Raw genomic sequence first — 17,073 nt, 5'->3', positions numbered from 1 at the left:
GTCGTCGCTGCGTTGATCGCTGTTGGCAGCGCTACACCCGAGGGTTCAATACACGTCGCGGCGATAGCGGCCGTTGCGTAGCAGTTCCTGTCTGACCTCGGCACCGAGAATGGCATCCAGGGTCCGGTCAAGCTCCGGTGCCATGCCGCGCAGGCTGCCGCAAACGTAGATGCAGGCGCCTTGATCAATCCAATGACGCAAGCGGTCGGCGGCTGCGGCCAGTGCGTGTTGGACATAATGCGGTGGCTGTTGCCGATCGCGCGAGTAGACAAGTTCCAGGCGTTCGATCCAGCCATCCTGCTGCCACTGCTGCAGCTCGTCGGCGTACAGCGCGTCGTGCGCGGCATTGCGTTCGCCGAACAGCAGCCAGTTACGACGTGCGCCGGTCGCGATGCGTGCACGCAGATGCGCGCGCAGACCGGCGATGCCGGTGCCGTTGCCGATCAGCAGCATCGGCTGCTCGGGTGCGGGCGGGTGGAAGCCGGGGTTGCTGCGCAGGCGCAGCGCGATGGCTGCGCCGATCGGTGCATGGACGCAGAGCCACCCGCTACCCAGGCCCAGGCTGCCGTCGGCGTGCCGGTGCTCGCGCACCAGCAGTTCGGCATGGCCTTCCTCGGGAATGGAGGCAAGCGAGTAGTCGCGATGGGGCAGGGCGGCCAGGCGGCGCACCATTGCTTCTGCGTCCATTGCTGAGCTCAGGCCTGTCCTTGTAGCTATGCCTGCAGCCGCCTCTGTATTCGTACCCACACCTGGGCCACTTTCGCCTCCGGCTTCTGCTTCTGCATCGGGACTGGCACCGGCACCCACATCGATACCGAGAGCGGCATCGGCATCGACGGGAAGTTGCGCGCCGCCGAGCCAGTCGCGCAGGGGGCGGCCGTCGATATGCTGCGCGCCATCGCGTTGGTTGCGCTGCAGCCAGGACTCCACCGCGTCCGGTGTGTTACGCGGTGCAATCTCCGCGATGTCGCCTGCGCTCCAGTGCGGCAACGCGCCATCGCATGGCACCAGGCGCAGCCGGTAAATCGGTGCGCCCGCGCTGCCGGGATTGACGTGGATGCGCTGGCATAGCTGCCAGGCGGTGTAGGTCGGCAGGCTCCAGTCCGATTGCGTCGCGAGGGCGGGCGCCAGTTCCGCCAGACGGCGTTGCCAGTGCTGCAGTGCGTTCGGGTCGGCGTTATCGACCTCGATGCGCTCGAACAGGCGCGTGGCGCCGCGCGCCTGCAGGCGATCGTCGAGGCGCCGGCCGAACGCGCAGAAGTGCGCATAACCACGGTCGCCCAGGGCCAGGACCGCGTACTGCACGGCAGTCAGATCCTGCGCGTCGTCGGCAAGCCAACTGCGCTCGGCCGACTGCGCGTGGTCGGGTGCATCGCCTTCGCCGGTGGTGCTGACGATGCACAACAGCCGCGGCACGCGTGCGATTTGATCGCGATCGACGGCCTCGATCGGCAGCGCATGCGCGCCGACGCCTGCCGATCGCAGCGCGGCAACGCTGCGTTGCGCCAGTTCGCGCGCGAATCCGGTCTGGCTTGCCCAGACGATCAACACACCGCTGGCGTCTGCGCGTTGTGCGCCAACACGCGTGCGCGCACGCAGCAGCACGGCCGTGCACAGGCCCAGATACAGCGCCAGGCCGAGAGCCGCCAGTTGCCAGCGCTGCGGCGTGGGTGCACTCCACCATGTGCCGTCATGCAAGCCGCCCAGCCAGCCGACGACGCCGGCAAGCGCCAGCAGAACCAGCCCATTGCCCAGCCACACGCGTGAGGTGGCGCTGCTCATGACGCGGACAGGTGGCGTTCGAACGCCGGGCTCATGGATTCGAGCAGAATGCCGTCCTTGCGCACCAGAAATCGCACGGCCAGGTCCGCCTTGCGTGCATGGGCAAGACCGACAGCGACGCCGAGCACGGTCATCGCGGTGGCCCAGGCATCGGCCTGCATCGCATCGGGAGCCAGTACGGTGACCGCCGCGGGGGCATGCGGAACGGGCGTGCCGCTGCGTGGGTCGAAGGTATGTGTATAGCGCGTGCCATCGGCATCGAAGCGGTGCCAGCGATCGCCGGAGGTGGCCACTGCCAGCCCCTCCAGTGCCAGCACGCGTGCCGGCAGCGCGGTGCCGGCATCTTCGTCGGGGGCCGATTCGACCAGCACGCGCCATACGCTGCCATCGGGCTTGCGCCCGTAGCCGAACAATTCGCCGCCGACCTCGATCAAGGCACTGTCGATCCCCGACTGCAGCAAGGCGCGATGCACGTAGTCCACACCAAACCCTTTGGCGATGCCGGACAGATCCAGTGCCGCTGCGCCCGGCTGCAGCACGCGCCTGCCATCCAGCTGCAGGCGCTGCCAGCCGCAGCGCAGGCTGGCCAATGCGATCGCCTCCGCTGTCGGCACCCGCTGACGCCCGCCGGCAGCGCCGAAACCCCATAGCTCGACCATCGGGCCGACGGTGGGATCGAAGGCGCTATCGCTGGCCTGTGCAATCTCGAGTGCGGCGCTCAGCACCGCGTGGAATTCGTCGGGCAGGCGGTGCCAGCTGCCTGGCGGTGCGCGGTTGTAACGGCTGATATCCGAATCGGCTTCCCAGGTGCTCATCTGCGCAACCACGCGGTCCAGTGCGGCCTGGATGCTCGCATGCAAGGGGTGCAGATCGCGTCCGCGCGGCGCCACCAGCTTCACGCTCCAGGTGGTGCCCATGCTGCGGCCGCCGAGCGTGGCAATGGCGTGGTCGGAGGAAGACGGTACGGGCATGGACGGATCGTATGAAGATGGGGCGGCAGGATGCACGCTGTGCGCGCTCCTGCCGCGTGCCGGCAGATTACTGCGGCAGCACTTCCAGCGTGGCGACATAGCCCAGGCGGCGCTGCTTGGCCTGCGGGAGGGAGGTTTTCTTGTCTTCGGTGGTGGTTTCCAGCCAGTACATACCGGCCTCCGGCCAGGTCACGCTGAAGCCGCCCTTGGCATCGGTGGTGAGCTTGATCTCGTTCTGCGCATCGCGATAGCGGGTACCGCCGCGCACGATCTCGATCTCCAGCCCGGCCGCCGGCTTGCCGTCCAGTTGCAGCGTGAACTGCGCCGCCTCGCCGGCGACCAGATCGTTGGGATGGGTCACCGGCACCAGCTCGATGCCCTTGCCGCTGGGCTTGAACACGGTGGTGGTCGGCGCGCCGCGGGTGACGAAGGTTTCCACGCGATTGAAGGACTGCGAGACCTGCAGGTCCTGCGCGTTCTTCGGCACCTCGGTGGCGAAGCGGGCTTCGTCGCCGCGCCAGCGCTTGGGCTTGCCGTCTTCCTTCCAGCTGGCGAACAGGCCGGCGTTGACGATGCTCAGCTTGTAGGTGCCGGGTTGGGTGAGCTGCAGGTCGAACACGCTGCGGTACTTGCCGGTGGCCGGATTTTCCGGCGTGAGCGCGCTGCCATCGGGTGCGGTGATGCTCAGCTTGTCCAGGCGCAGCGGCACGTGGTTGAAGTAGAACAGGTCGTTGGAGACCGCCGCATCCACGGTGATCCATGGGGCCTCACCGGCGATGACGGTCTGCGACGGCAGCAACCAGGCCTTGTGGGCGAGTGCGCTGACCGGCAGTGCGGCGAGCAGGGCGACCAGGACGAGCGAACGTTGCATGACAACTCCTTGAAGGACGATAAGGGCGGTGGGCACGTGTCTGATCAGCGCGCGTCGCTGCGCTGGCTGGATGCGTGGGACAAAAAAGCGGGAGACGATCTGCTGAAGCGGCTGCAGCGGGCGCCAGCGGGGCAGGGACGCAAGCGGCCCGCGCCACCGGCCGACGCCAGGTGTCACGGTTTGGCGACCAGGCTGACGGCGCCCAGTTCGCTGCTGCCGCTGGCCTTGGCGCTCTGCGGCGCCTTTGCCGGCCAGCTGAAAGGCACCTTGACCAGCTCGCGGCCGCCGACCTCGCGCGCGGCTTCCACCACCAGCGTGTACTGGCCGGCCGGCAGCGACTTCAACGTGCCCTTGGTGTCGGAGAACGACAGCGCATGCGCGCCGGCCGGGCGGGTGGGGCCGGTGACGCCGTCGACCGGCACCTCCAGGGTGCGCCCGCTCTTGCGCCACCACTGGCGCAGGTCCGGCAGCCACTTGGTGCCGTGGCCTTCGGCGGTGTCCTTGGATTGATACCAGACCGCCAGGTTGGCGGCGACCTTCTGGTCCGCGCCTTCCAGCCAGATCGCCACATACGGGCGGTGGTACTCGGCGACGTTGAGCTTGGGGATCTCGACGTTGATGTCGAGCGTGGCCGCGTATGCCGGCATGGCGAGCAGGCCGCTCAGGGCAATGGTCAGGGTGGCGCGCATGATCGTCTCCGGTAGAAAGGTCAGTGGATCAACAGCAGGGCGAGCAGCAACGGAACCAGCAGGCCCAGGCCGACCAGCGGCCAGGTCATGCGGCGCTGGCGCGCATGCAGATGCAGCAGGAACAGCCCGGTGATGCAGAACACCATGCAGGCGATGGCGAACACGTCGATGAACCAGCCCCAGGCCGGCCCTGCGTTACGGCCCTTGTGCAGGTCGTTGAGATAGGCGATGGCGCCGCGCCCGGTACGCTCGTATTCGATCGCGCCGGTGTTGCGATCCAGGCTCAGCCACGCATCGCCGCCGGGGCGCGGCAGCGCCAGGTACACCTCGTCGGCCGACCATTCGCCGTTGCGCGTGCCGATGCTGATCTCCAGCTCGCGCCCCAGCCAGTGCGCCACGCGTGGCGGCAGCGGGGCGTCGCCATCTTCGCGGGTGCCCAGGGACTTGAGCAGTGCCGGCGGCAGCGTGAGCGTGCGGTGTTCGGTCGAGGGGCTGGCTTCGATGCGCGCGGCGTGATTCAAGGTCAGCCCGGTGATGGTGAACAGCAGCATGCCGATCAGGCACAGCGCCGAACTGATCCAGTGCCATTGATGCAGCATGCGCAGCCAGAAGCCGCGGCGTTGCTGCGTGCTGGCCAGGGTGTCATTGGAAGTGGCCATGCCGCTCAGGCCACGTCCGCTGCCGGCGACGGCTGCAACTGCGATTGCCGCGCGGTCACTTCGCTCAGCAACGCGCGCAGACGTGGGTGCGTTGCACCCGCCAGCAACGGCGTGAGCTGTTGCAGGAAGCCGGCATGCCCGCCGGCGATCGCACGGCGCATCCAGCGCTCGGCCTGATCGAGGTCGCCGGCATCCGCGAGCAAGGTGGCGTAACTGGCCTGGCCGCGAAAATCGCCTGCTTCCGCAGAGCGGCGATACCAGTGGCGCGCAGCGATCGGATCCGCGGTGCAGGCCAGGCCCTGGTCGAGATAGCGCGCCACAAAGTTCATCGACTTGGCGTGCCCGCGTTCGGCGGCCGTGCGGTACAGCGCCAGCGCCTGGGCGTGGTCCTGTGGCACGCCACGCCCGGAGCCGTACAGATGCGCAAGGTTGTACATGCCCCAATCCAGGCCATGCTCGGCGGCGCGGCGATACCACAGCGCCGCCAGCACCTCGTTGCACGCGGTGCCGAAGCCCAGTTCATGGCAACGCCCCAACTGGTTCATCGCTTCCGCATGCCCGGCATTGGCAGCCACCTCGTACCACAGCATGGCCATGGCCGGATCGGCGGGGATGCCGCGGCCCTCGGCGTAGAGCTGCGCGAGCAGCAGTTGCGCCGCCAGATCCTGGCGCTCGGCGGCCTTGCGCAGCCATGCGATCGCGCGATCGGGGTGGGTGCGCAGCAGGTCGATCAGCTGCGTGGGGTCCAGTGCGGGCTCAGACATCGGCCCATTGCCGCAACAGGTTGTGATACACGCCGGTGAGCTGGATCAGCGAGGGATGGCCAGGGGTGTCCTGGGTCAGCCGCCGGATGGACACATCCAGTTCGAACAGCAGGCGCCGCTGCGCATCGTCGCGCAACATGCTTTGCGTCCAGAAGAAACACGCCACGCGGGCGCCGCGGGTCACCGGCATCACCCGATGCAGGCTGGTGCCGGGATAGATCACCAGGTGCCCGGCCGGCAGCTTCACCGACTGCGTGCCGTAGGTGTCTTCGATCACCAGCTCGCCGCCGTCGTAGCTGTCCGGGTCGCTGAGAAACAAGGTGGCGGAGACGTCGGTGCGGATGGGATCTGCGCCGCCGCGACTGCGGTCGTAACGGATCGCGTTGTCGACGTGATACCCGAACGACTGCCCGCCGCTGTAGCGGTTGAACAGCGGCGGATAGATGCGCCGCGGCAACACCGCCGAAAAGAACGTGCTGTTGCGCGCGAGCGCCTCGAGCACCAGTGCGCCGGCCTCGCGTGCAATGGCGCTGTCTTCGGGCAACTGCGCGTTGTCCTTGGCCTGCGCGGACTGATGGCCGGCAGTGATGCGGCCGTCCGCCCAGTCGGCTGCGTCCAGCCGTGCCCGCAACTCGCCGAGTTGTGCGGGGGTGAGGACATCGGGAATGGGCAGCAACATGGGCAGATCTCCACGCCGCCCGCACCGTGCGGGCGGCGTGCCGGAGGCTTAGAAACTAAACGTGGCGCTCAACACCGCCGAGCGGCCTTCGCCAGGAATTGCCCAGCCATTGCCCGCCGTGACAGTCCCTGCGGCGTTGACGGTGAGGTTGTTGCGCACGCTGGTGTAGTACTCCTCGTCGAACAGGTTGTTGACGTTCAACTGCAGGCTGAGCCAGTCGTTGACGCGCAGGCCGACCATCGCGCGGTGCACCCAGTAATCATCGGTCTTGATGTAGGCGGCCGCCGAGGAATTATTCGGATAGAAACCGCCCTGGTAGGTGACGCCGTAGCCGAAGGTCCACTGGTTGAGCGTGTAGGTGGTCCAGATGTTGCCGGCATTGCGCGGAGTCTGCACCAGCTCGCGTCCGGCCACCGGGTCGCCGGTGAGGCTCTCGGTGCGGTTGGACACGCTCTGCAGCACTTCGCTGTCCAGGAAGGTGTAGTTGGCGAAGATCGACCAGCGCTCGGTCAGGTAACCGGCGGCGCCAAGCGCGACGCCGTCCACGCGCGCCTTGCCGTCCAGCACCTGCTCGGGAATCAGCGGGTCGCCGCTGTTGACCTTGTAGTTTTCGCGCTCATTGCGGAACAGCGCGGCAGTCAGTGCCAGGCGCTGGTCCAGCACGTCCCACTTGCCGCCCAGTTCGATGTTGACCGCCGTCTCCGGCTCGACATTGCAATTGGCGCCGGCGGTGGCAGTGGCGATCGGCGTGCACGAGCCGTTGACCGAGGCCTTGGACGGCGTCTTGCTGTTGGCGTAGGACAGGTACAGGCTGGCGTTCTCGGCCGGCTTGAAGACCAGGCCGGCGCGATACGAGAACAGGTCCTCTTCGCTGCCGGCCGGGAAGCCCGGGCTCACACCGGTGACGTTGCCGGCAGCGTTGACGGTATAGGTGGTGCTGTCGCCTTCGTTGTGCTCGTAGCGGCCGCCCAGGTTGAGCATCCATTGCTCGTTGAACTGCAAGGTATCGAACAGGTACACCGCCTGGTTGGTCAGGCTGCCCTTGCTGCGCCCGGTGCGGAAATAGTTCTGCGGGCCGGTCCAGACGTTGTAGGGATTGTCGAAGGACTGCAGCGGATAGGTGATGCCGGTGGTGGAGCCGTCGGCATTGCGGAAGGTGGTGCCGCTATCGAGTTCGAAGTCTTCCTTGCTGAAGGCCACGCCAGCGACTACGCGGTGCTCGATGGCGCCGGTGTGCAAGGTGGCGGTCAGGTCGGTCTGGCTGTGCGCGATGAAGTTCTCCGTCTCGCGTACCAGGCCGCGCGGGCCGCTGTTCGGATTCCAGCTGGCCGCCGGCTGGCCGGCGCAGGCGCGGCCGGTGTACGGATCGGTGCCGTCGGGCAGGCACCAGGTGCCCTGCAGCGCGGTGGCGTTGGTGGTCTGGTCGACCCGCTGCACGCGCGCCAGGCTGCGCAGCTTGACGGTGTCGTCGAAGTCCATTTCCAGCACGCCGGTCAGCATGTCCACGTCGATGTCCTGACGCGAGGTGTTGCGGTAGCCGAAGAAGGTTTCCGGGTCCACGCCCGGCAGCGGACCGTCGTTGAACGGGCTGAGCGCGAACGGCACGCCGTACTGCGGCAGGTTGTTGTCGTGCTGGTGCAGGTAGCTCAGGGTGAAGCGGGTATCCGAGCCCAGGCCGAAGGCCACCGACGGCGCAAAGCCCCAGCGATGCCGGAATTCCTCATCGCGCCCCGGCACGTCCTGGGTGTGGCCCATCGCGTTCAGGCGCACGGCGGTGCCGTTGTCGAAATCGTAATTGCTGTCGGCGGTCAGCCGGCCATAGCGGTCGCTGCCGCCTCCGACAACGACGTTGGTGAAGTCGCCCTGGCCGGCGGTCTTGGTCACCAGATTGATGTTGCCACCGACCGAACCGGCGCCGGACATGGCCGAGTTGGCGCCGTTGATCAGCTCCACCGCTTCCAGGTTGAAGGTGTCGCTGCGGCTGTACTGCGCGCTGTCGCGCACGCCATCGGTGGTGATGTCGCTGCTGGCGGTGAAGCCGCGCAGGTTGATGCTGTCGCCATAGCCGCCGCCGCCTTCGCCCGCGCCGAAGGTGATGCCGGGCAGGGTGCTCAGCACGTCGCGCAGCGACAGCAGGTTCTGCTGGTCCATGGTCTGCTTGGTGACCACGGTGATCGTCTGTGGCGTGTCGCGCAGCACCTCGGTGTACTTGGGCGAGGACGGCTTTTGCGCACGTTCCTGCTGCACCCGGATGGCGTCCAGATCGACCGCGCCCGGAGGCGCCGGCGCATCGCCGGGCTGGGCGAAGGCAGGAGCGGACAGCGTCAGCAGCACGGCCGAGGTGAGCGGGGAAATCCTGGGAGTCATGAGGCGTCTCGAAGAGGAAAGCGAGGCTCCGGCCTGGCGATGGCTCGGCGGATGCGGGATGGGAAGGCGGATCGGGAGCGGGCCCGCTAGCCCGAGGCGGCCAGTCGGCCCGACCAGTGTCCGGACACACGCAAGCGCTGCGCAGCCAGGCGCATGCGGGGCAAGGTCAGGAAAAACGTGTCGAGCAGGGCTGGGCGCATGGGATCGCAGGGCAGGCCAGTTGTTAAGAAGGCCTGAAGGGCTGAGATCTTAAATGCAAATCATTCTTCTTTGCAATCTTTCTTGGTGCCTGCCAGGCGAAGGGGCAACCGCACCGCCTGAGGCATCAGGCAGCTGCAGTCCCAAGGCAGAGATGCGTGGGAGATGCGCGTATCTGCGCTTGCTCGCCGGCCCAACAGCCGCGCTCCAGCCGGCCGTGCTCGCAGACATGGCAGGGGGGTGTTCCCATGCAGGGCGCGGAGCCGCGGACTCCGGGTGCGCATGCAGGACAGCGACCCACTGCAGATCAGCGCCGTGCGTGGCCTCCACTTACGGCTGCCGTATCGCGCGCGCGGATGCGGCCGTTGTCAGCGGTCGTCGCGGGTCCAGATGCCGCCGTGTTCGCGCTTGACCGGGAACTTGGGCACCGCAGTGTAAGCCGGTGCGCACAGCGGGCGGCCGTCGCGGATGTCGAAGCGGGCGCTGTGCAGCAGGCACTCGATGCTGCCTTCTACGGGGTCGAACGTGCCCGGCGACAATTCATAGTCTTCATGGCTGCAGCGGTCTTCCAGCGCATACAGCTCGCCGTCGAGGTTGAAGATCACGATCGGGGCATCGGTTAACTCGTCCCAGACGGTCTGCAGCTCGCCGGGCAGCAGCGCTTCGCTGGCGCAGACAAAGGTCCAGGTGTCGCTCACAGCGCTGCGCCGCCGAGCGGTTTTTCCAGCACCTCGAAGCGCAGGTCCTGGCGCAGCGGCACGCCGAAACGCGCGTCGCCATACGGGAACGGTTTGGTGATGCCGGTGCGGCGGTAGCCGCGTCGCTCATAGAACGCGATCAGCTCGGCGCGAATGTCGATCACCGTCATGCGCATTACCGGCAGCTGCCACTCGCTGTGGGCGATACGCTCGGCCTCGGCCAGCAGCGTCTTGCCCAGCCCGCTGCCCTGCAGCGCGGGGTCGACCGCAAACATGCCGAAGTAGCCGGCACCCTGGTCGTCTGCGATATGCGCACAGGCCAGCAGGCGCCTGTCCTGTTCGACCAGCAGCACCAGGCTGCGATCGCGCAGCAGGTCCTCGCGCAGGACTGCAGGATCGATCCGCGCGCCGTCGAGAAAGTCGGCCTCGGTGGTCCAGCCCACCCGGCTGACATCCCCGCGATAGGCCGAGGTCACCAGTGACACGAGGGCGTCGATATCGTCGACGGTGGCGGTACGGAAGGTAGTGGTCTGCATGGGAGCAGTTTAATCGGGAATCGGGAATCGGGAATCGGGAATCGGGAATCGGGAATCGGGAATCGGGAATCGGGAATCGGGAATCGGGAAAAGCGTTGCGCCGCTCGATGAGCTATCCACGTGTCGAATCGCATCAGTCTGCGGGAGAGCCGCATTGTCGATTCTCCATTCCCGATTCCCGATTCCCGATTCCAATCAACCCAGCAGGCGACGCACCTTCGCCAGCGCAGCGACGAAGCGCTCGATTTCGTCATGCGTGTTGTAGAACGCCAGCGAGGCACGGCAGGTGGCGGCGACGCCGTAGTACTGCAGCAGCGGGTGCGCGCAGTGCTGGCCCGAGCGCACCGCGACGCCTTCCAGGTCGAGCAGGGTGGCCAAGTCGTGGGCATGCGCTCCTTCGATCAGGAACGACACCACCGCGGCCTTGTCCGGCGTGGTGCCGAAGATGCGCAGGCCGTCGATGCGCTGCAGCTCCTCGGTGAAGTGCGCCAGCAGCTCGGTCTCGCGCGCTTCCACATGCGCCAGGCCGACCGACTCCAGGTAATCGACCGCGGAGCCCAGGCCGATGAATCCGGCGATGTTGGGCGTGCCGGCTTCGAACTTGTGCGGGGCCTCGTTGAACACCGTGCCCTCGAAACTCACTTCCTTGATCATCTCGCCGCCGCCCAGGAACGGCGGCATCGCCTGCAGGTGTTCGCGACGCGCCCACAGTGCGCCGGTGCCGGTGGGCCCGCACATCTTGTGGCCGGTGATGGCGTAGAAATCGCAGCCGATGCCGGCCACGTCGATACGCCGATGCGGCGCCGCCTGCGAGCCATCCACCACGGTGACGATGCCGCGCTTGCGCGCCTCGCGGCAGATTTCGCGCACCGGATTGACCGTGCCCAGCACATTGGACACATGCGTGATCGCCAGCAGCTTGACCTGCGGCGTCATCGCCTTGCGCAAGGCATCCAGATCCAGCGCACCCTCCGGGGTGATCTCGGCCACGCGAATGGTGGCGCCGGTGCGTTGCGCCACCAGCTGCCACGGCACGATGTTGGCGTGGTGCTCCATGCGCGAGATCAGGATCACATCGCCGGCGCCCAGGCGCGGCAGTGCCCAGGAATAAGCGACCAGATTGATCGCAAAGGTCGTGCCGCTGCACAGCACCAGTTCGTCGGCGCGTACGTTGAGAAAGCGTGCCAGCTTGCTGCGCGCGCCTTCGAAGGCATCGGTGGCCTCGGTGCCCAGCGCATGCACTGCGCGGCTCACGTTGGCGTTCTGGCGACGGTAGAACTCGTCGGTCGCGGCGATGACCTGCAGCGGCTTCTGCCCGGTGTTGGCGTTGTCGAAATAGATCAGCGGCTTGCCATGCACCTGCCGCATCAGCAACGGGAAATCCGAGCGCACGCGCTCCCAGTCCGGCGCGGCGAGGTGTGTGGTGGCGGGCGCGTTCATGCCACGCCTGCCGAGGTCAGTGCGCGATCCAGCTGCAGCGCCAGCACCGCGCCCAGCGCGCTGGGCAGCATGCGCAGCGGCTCGTGGCAGAACGCGGCGCTCAGCAAGCGCTGCGCCTCGGCCTGCGGCAGGCCGCGCGAGCGCAGATAGAACAGGGCATTGTCGTCGAGCTGGCCGACGGTGGCGCCATGCGCGGCCTGCACTTCCTCGGCATCGATCACCAGCACCGGCTGGGTATCGATCTCGGCATTGGCCGACAGCAGCAGGTTCTTGTTCGACAGCCGCGCGTCGGTGCCGTCGGCGCCGGGACGGATGCTGATGCCGCCGTGGAAGACCACCCGGCTGCGATCGGCGCCCACGCCGCGCCAGACCAGCTCGCAGCTGGTGTCGCGGGCGATGTGCGCGATACCCAGGCGTGTATCGACATGGCGGCGGCCGTTGCCGAGCAGCACGCCATTGGCGGTGAGCTGGGCGTTATTGCCTTCCAGGCGCACGTTGAGCTCGTGGCGCGACAGGTTGGCACCCAGTTCCAGGTCCACGCGCTGGTAGCGCGCATTGCGCGCCAGCACCGCGTCAGTGCGCAGCAGCGACGTTGCGTGCGCACTGTCGGCCTGCACGCGCGCATGCGACAGCACCGCATCCTGGGCCAGATGGACATGCATCAGGCTGTTGTGCAGATGCGCGGCATCGCCGACATGCAGGTGATGCTCGACCACGTTCAGCGCCGCGCCGGCGCGCAGTTCGATCAGGTGACGGTGATGCCAGGACAGGTCATGCTCGCCGGCCACGCCGATGAAGACCAGGTGCAGCGGCGCCTCGATCTGCGCGCCGTCCTGCACGCGCACCAGCACGCCTTCGTCGGCAAGCGCGGCATTGAGGCGCGCGAAGATTTCGTCGCGTCCTTCGAAACGGCGGCCAAGCAACTGCTGCGCGTCGTCGCCTGCGGCCAGTGACGCGGACAAGGTGTCCAGCTGTACGCCGTCCGGCAGTGTCGACAGGTCGCTCAGTGCGTCGGACGGGCGGCCGTTGACGAACACCAGCCGCGGCGACGGGATCTCGTCCAGCAACGCGGCGTCGATCAACGTCGGCACCAGCGGCGCGGGCTGGAAGCTGCGCCGCTCCAGCTGCCGCAGCGAGGTGTATTTCCAGGCTTCGGCGCGCGGGCCGGGCAGGCCGGTCTGCAGCGCGGCATCGAGTTCGACCCGGCGCGCATCGTTACCGCAGAAGCCACGGGCGAGGGATTCCAGCAGGGCGCTCATCAGGCAGCCGCCTCGGGCACCACGCGGTCCTTGAGGAAGTGGTAGCCGTGCTTTTCAAGCTCCAGCGCCAGTTCCGGGCCGCCGCTCTGCACGATGCGGCCTTCGGCCAGGACATGCACCACGTCCGGGGTGATGTAGTCGAGCAGGCGCTGATAGTGGGTGATCACCAGGAACGAACGCTCCGGCGAGCGCAGCGCGTTGACGCCGTCGGCCACGCTCTTGAGCGCGTCGATGTCCAGGCCCGAATCGGTCTCGTCCAGGATGGCGAGCTTGGGTTCGAGCACGGCCAGCTGGAAGATCTCGTTGCGCTTCTTCTCGCCACCGGAGAACCCTTCGTTGACACCACGGTGCAGCAGCTCGTCCTTCAGATGCAGCACGGCCAGTTTCTGCCGCACCAGCTTGAGGAACTGCATCGAGTCCAGCTCGTCCTCGCCACGCGCCTTGCGCTGTGCATTGAGTGCCGCGCGCAGGAAGTAGGTGTTGTTGACGCCGGGGATTTCCACCGGGTACTGGAAGGCCAGGAACAGACCGGCCGCCGCGCGTTCTTCCGGCGGCAGCTCGAGCAGGTCCTTGCCTTCGAACTGCACGCTGCCGGCGCTGACCTCATAGCCGTCGCGCCCGGCCAGCACATTGCCCAGCGTGGACTTGCCGGCGCCGTTGGGCCCCATGATGGCGTGCACCTGGCCCGGCTGGATGTCCAGCGACAGGCCCTTGAGGATGTCTTTGCCGGCGATGCTGGCGTGGAGGTTGTTGATCGTAAGCATGGGAATAGGGAATCGAGAATAGGGAATGGGTAATGCGAGACGTTGGCGCGGCAAGGAGCAGGAAAGAGAACCGATACCGATTCTCCATTCCCCACTCCCGATTCCGTCGGCGTCAGCCGACGCTGCCTTCCAGCGAGACTTCCAGCAGCTTCTTGGCTTCCACCGCGAACTCCATCGGCAGCTCGCGGAACACCTGCTTGCAGAAGCCGTCGACGATCAGCGACACCGCGTCTTCCTGGCTGATGCCGCGCGCACGGCAATAGAACAGCTGGTCGTCGCTGATCTTGGAGGTGGTGGCCTCGTGCTCGACGGTGGCGCCGGGGTTCTTCACCTCGATGTAGGGGAAGGTATGCGCGCCGCACTGCTTGCCGATCAACAACGAATCGCACTGGGTGTAGTTGCGCGCGCCATCGGCATTGCGGTCCACCTTGACCAGGCCGCGATAGGTGTTCTGCCCGCGCCCGGCGCTGATGCCCTTGCTGACGATCTTGCTCTTGGTGCGCTTGCCGATGTGGATCATCTTGGTGCCGGTATCGGCCTGCTGGCGGTGATGGGTCAGCGCCACCGAATGGAACTCGCCGACCGAATCGTCGCCGAGCAGCACGCAGGAGGGATACTTCCAGGTGATCGCCGAACCGGTTTCGACCTGGGTCCAGGTGACCTTGCTGCGCGCGCCGCGGCACTCGGCACGCTTGGTGACGAAGTTGTAGATGCCGCCACGGCCTTCCTCGTCGCCCGGATACCAGTTCTGCACGGTCGAATACTTGATTTCGGCATCTTCCAGCGTCACCAGCTCTACCACCGCCGCGTGCAACTGGTTCTCATCGCGCATCGGCGCGGTGCAGCCTTCCAGATACGACACATAGGCCTTGTCCTCGCACACGATCAAGGTGCGTTCGAACTGCCCGGTGTGGCCGGCGTTGATGCGGAAATAGGTGCTCAGTTCCATCGGGCAACGCACGCCCTTCGGGATGAACACGAAGCTGCCATCGGAGAACACCGCCGAGTTGAGCGCGGCGAAATAGTTGTCGCCGACCGGCACCACGCTGCCCAGATACTGCTTGACGATCTCCGGGTGTTCCTTGATGGCCTCGGACATCGAGCAGAAGATCACGCCCTTTTCGGCCAGCTCCTTGCGGAAGGTGGTGCCGACCGAGACCGAGTCGAACACCGCATCCACCGCCACGCCGGCCAGCCGGGCGCGCTCGTGCAACGGCACGCCGAGCTTGTCGTAGGTGTCGAGCAGCTCCTTGGGGACGTCGTCCAGCGAGGCGTACTTCGGGCCCTTGGGCGCGGAGTAATAGCTCAATGCCTGGAAATCGATCGGCGAAACCTTCAATTTCGCCCATTCCGGCATCGGCATCTTCAGCCAGTGCCGATACGCCTCGAGACGCCAGTCGGTCATCCATTGCGGCTCGTCTTTCTTGGCCGACAACGCACGGATGACGTCCTCGTCCAGGCCGGGCGGGAGCGAGTCCGATTCGATGTCGGTGATGAAGCCGGCGTCATAGCGTCGGCCCAACCGTTCGATGATTTCGGCATTCTGCGGGGGTGCAAGTTCGGTGGCCATCGGGCTGCCTACAGGGTCAGGTGGTCGCGACGCGTGCGGCGATGGAACGCCGACGGCCGTCGCCAGGGAGAGAGAGGGGCTGCAACATCTGGGCGAGCGTGACGCGACGCAATGCATCGCCGACCACGTCGTTGATCAGGCGCCAGTTGGAGCGCACCCCGCATGTCTGCGCGATGCCGCACTGGCTGTGGTCCTGGCTGCATTCGGTGATCGCCAGCGGGCCTTCCATCGCCTCGACGATCTCCACCAGCGTGATCTCGCTGGCCGCGCGCGCTAGCCGGTAGCCGCCATGCACGCCGCGCAGCCCTTCGACCAGGCCCGCTTGCGACAGCGGCTTGAGGATCTTGCTCACGGTCGGCGGTTCCAGGCCGGCCTGCTCGGCCAGTTCGCTGGCGCTGAGTACCTGCCCGCAGCGCGCTGCCAGGACGGTCAACACGACGGTGGCGTAATCGGTGAGTTTGGTGACGCGCAACATGAGAAGGCGATAACCTTAAAGCGGACCGAAATTGTACTCTTTCCGGCCGGGCAGGGCCAACCGCCCGGTTCAGCCGCCGGCAAGCGTGCGCCGTTGCGAGCGATGGTGCGCTTGTGCTTGGCGCATCGTCGCACTGCAGTCACAATGAGCGGCCCCATCACTGGACCCCTTCATGTCGCGCAAAGTTGCCGCCCGCAAGTCACGTATCCACGGCAATGGCATGTTCGCCCTCGCCGCGCTCCGCAAGGGCGAGCGCATCATCCAGTACAAGGGGCGTTTGCGCACGCACGCGGAAGTGGATGCCGATGACACCGGCGATGTCGAAAGCGGGCATACCTTCCTGTTCACGCTCAGCGACGACTACGTGCTGGATGCCAACTACGAGGGCAATGTCGCGCGCTGGATCAACCACAGCTGCAATCCCAATTGCGAAGCGGTGATCGAAGAGGCCGAAGGCGACGACCGTAGCAAGAACAAGATCTTCATCGAGGCCAAACGCGCGATCAAGGCCGGCGAAGAGCTTACCTACAATTACGGCATCACGCTGGCCGAGCGGCATACGCCGCGTCTGAAGAAGATCTGGGCATGCCGCTGCGGGTCCAAGAACTGCACCGGCACCATGCTGCAGCCCAAGCGCTGAGCATTCGCGTGCGGCTGCCCGCACTGACGCGGCGCACACATCGGTTCACTCACGTGCAACAGCTGCACGACTAGCGTGCGGGCTTCTTTTCAGCAAGGAGTCCCCATGTCTTATTCGCTCTCCGGCAAGACCATCGCCGTGCTCGCCACCGACGGCTTCGAACAGTCCGAACTGACTGAGCCCAAGCGCCTGCTGGAATCCTGGGGCGCCAAGGTCGATGTGATCGCGCCCGGCGACGCCGCGCAGATTCGCGCCTGGGACAAGACCGACTGGGGCGATTCGGTGCCGGTGGACCAGCGGCTGGACCAGGCCAAGGTCGACACCTACGATGCGCTGGTGCTGCCGGGCGGTGTGCTCAACCCCGACACCTTGCGCGGCGACGCCAAGGCGATCGCATTCATCCAGGCCTTTGCCAGCGCGGACAAGCCGGTTGCCGCGATCTGCCACGGCCCGTGGCTGCTGGTGGAAAGCGATCTGGTGCGCGATCGCGACGTCACCTCGTGGTCGTCGGTCAAGACCGACCTGCGCAATGCCGGCGCACGCTGGCAGGATGCAGAGGTCGTTGTCGACGGGGCGCTGATCACCAGCCGCAAGCCAGACGATATCCCGGCCTTCACCGCCGCAGTGGCCAAGGCCCTGGTGGCCTGATCGCATCGTTGCAATGGTGACGGCATGAAAGCAAAGGCCCGGCGTGATGGCGCCGGGCCTTTG

17 protein-coding genes are annotated in these 17,073 nt (G+C 66.6%); 2 read left to right on the top strand and 15 right to left on the bottom strand.

Features of this window, described 5'->3' with window-relative positions; all coding sequences use genetic code 11:
* Positions 1 to 45: 45 nt before the first annotated feature.
* From EO139_RS04950 to EO139_RS04880, 15 genes are all read right to left on the bottom strand, one after another.
* The gene (locus EO139_RS04950) at positions 46 to 1,782 is read right to left on the bottom strand and encodes a sulfite reductase flavoprotein subunit alpha (RefSeq protein WP_119127813.1); all 1,737 of its coding nucleotides are present in this window, start codon (positions 1,780 to 1,782) and stop codon (positions 46 to 48) included.
* A complete protein-coding gene (locus EO139_RS04945) occupies positions 1,779 to 2,753 on the bottom strand; it encodes an FAD:protein FMN transferase (RefSeq protein ID WP_164739734.1) in 975 nt (324 codons plus the stop codon). Before EO139_RS04945 ends, EO139_RS04950 begins: the two co-directional genes overlap by 4 nt.
* A 67-nt stretch (positions 2,754 to 2,820) precedes the next feature.
* Positions 2,821 to 3,624, bottom strand: a complete 804-nt coding sequence (locus EO139_RS04940; RefSeq protein ID WP_104583070.1) for a DUF4198 domain-containing protein — start codon at positions 3,622 to 3,624, stop codon at positions 2,821 to 2,823.
* Between the two features lie 173 nt (positions 3,625 to 3,797).
* Positions 3,798 to 4,313, bottom strand: coding sequence for a DUF2271 domain-containing protein (locus EO139_RS04935; protein WP_104583071.1), 516 nt, complete (start codon positions 4,311 to 4,313; stop codon positions 3,798 to 3,800).
* Positions 4,314 to 4,333: 20 nt separating this feature from the next.
* A complete protein-coding gene (locus EO139_RS04930; RefSeq protein ID WP_119127815.1) occupies positions 4,334 to 4,972 on the bottom strand; it encodes a PepSY-associated TM helix domain-containing protein in 639 nt (212 codons plus the stop codon).
* 5 nt (positions 4,973 to 4,977) lie between these two features.
* Positions 4,978 to 5,736, bottom strand: a complete 759-nt coding sequence (locus EO139_RS04925) for a tetratricopeptide repeat protein (RefSeq protein ID WP_126969568.1) — start codon at positions 5,734 to 5,736, stop codon at positions 4,978 to 4,980.
* Entirely contained in the window at positions 5,729 to 6,415 is a 687-nt protein-coding gene (locus EO139_RS04920) for a Fe2+-dependent dioxygenase (protein WP_104583074.1), read from the bottom strand. Before EO139_RS04920 ends, EO139_RS04925 begins: the two co-directional genes overlap by 8 nt.
* A gap of 48 nt (positions 6,416 to 6,463) precedes the next feature.
* Complete coding sequence (locus EO139_RS04915) at positions 6,464 to 8,782, bottom strand: TonB-dependent siderophore receptor (RefSeq protein WP_126969566.1); 2,319 nt, start codon at positions 8,780 to 8,782, stop codon at positions 6,464 to 6,466.
* 566 nt (positions 8,783 to 9,348) lie between these two features.
* Positions 9,349 to 9,678 (bottom strand): non-heme iron oxygenase ferredoxin subunit, encoded by a 330-nt coding sequence (locus EO139_RS04910; protein ID WP_126969564.1) that lies wholly within the window; start codon positions 9,676 to 9,678, stop codon positions 9,349 to 9,351.
* Positions 9,675 to 10,214 carry a GNAT family N-acetyltransferase gene (locus EO139_RS04905; protein ID WP_115677642.1) on the bottom strand — a complete coding sequence of 180 codons (540 nt, stop codon included), beginning with the start codon at positions 10,212 to 10,214 and terminating at the stop codon, positions 9,675 to 9,677. The genes EO139_RS04910 and EO139_RS04905 overlap by 4 nt, the downstream gene beginning before the upstream one ends.
* A gap of 195 nt (positions 10,215 to 10,409) precedes the next feature.
* On the bottom strand, positions 10,410 to 11,654 hold the full coding sequence (locus EO139_RS04900) for a cysteine desulfurase (protein ID WP_126969562.1): 1,245 nt from the start codon (positions 11,652 to 11,654) through the stop codon (positions 10,410 to 10,412).
* Positions 11,651 to 12,913 carry a Fe-S cluster assembly protein SufD gene (gene sufD / locus EO139_RS04895; RefSeq protein ID WP_126969560.1) on the bottom strand — a complete coding sequence of 421 codons (1,263 nt, stop codon included), beginning with the start codon at positions 12,911 to 12,913 and terminating at the stop codon, positions 11,651 to 11,653. Before sufD ends, EO139_RS04900 begins: the two co-directional genes overlap by 4 nt.
* The gene (gene sufC / locus EO139_RS04890; protein WP_054591439.1) at positions 12,913 to 13,677 is read right to left on the bottom strand and encodes a Fe-S cluster assembly ATPase SufC; all 765 of its coding nucleotides are present in this window, start codon (positions 13,675 to 13,677) and stop codon (positions 12,913 to 12,915) included. The genes sufD and sufC overlap by 1 nt, the downstream gene beginning before the upstream one ends.
* A gap of 112 nt (positions 13,678 to 13,789) precedes the next feature.
* Entirely contained in the window at positions 13,790 to 15,247 is a 1,458-nt protein-coding gene (gene sufB, locus EO139_RS04885) for a Fe-S cluster assembly protein SufB (RefSeq protein ID WP_115047562.1), read from the bottom strand.
* A 16-nt stretch (positions 15,248 to 15,263) separates the two neighbouring features.
* Complete coding sequence (locus EO139_RS04880) at positions 15,264 to 15,722, bottom strand: SUF system Fe-S cluster assembly regulator (RefSeq protein ID WP_115677640.1); 459 nt, start codon at positions 15,720 to 15,722, stop codon at positions 15,264 to 15,266.
* A 172-nt stretch (positions 15,723 to 15,894) separates the two neighbouring features.
* Here EO139_RS04880 and EO139_RS04875 point away from each other — a divergent pair, with 172 nt between their 5' ends.
* Positions 15,895 to 16,362 carry an SET domain-containing protein-lysine N-methyltransferase gene (locus EO139_RS04875; protein WP_126969558.1) on the top strand — a complete coding sequence of 156 codons (468 nt, stop codon included), beginning with the start codon at positions 15,895 to 15,897 and terminating at the stop codon, positions 16,360 to 16,362.
* Between the two features lie 105 nt (positions 16,363 to 16,467).
* Positions 16,468 to 17,010, top strand: a complete 543-nt coding sequence (locus tag EO139_RS04870; protein ID WP_104583082.1) for a type 1 glutamine amidotransferase domain-containing protein — start codon at positions 16,468 to 16,470, stop codon at positions 17,008 to 17,010.
* Positions 17,011 to 17,073: the final 63 nt, after the last annotated feature.

Source organism: Xanthomonas sp. BRIP62411 (assembly GCF_003993525.1).
GTDB classification, from domain to species: domain Bacteria; phylum Pseudomonadota; class Gammaproteobacteria; order Xanthomonadales; family Xanthomonadaceae; genus Xanthomonas; species Xanthomonas euroxanthea.
The sequence above is the reverse complement of the archived record's forward strand: the minus strand, read 5'-3'. Positions and strand labels throughout refer to the sequence as shown.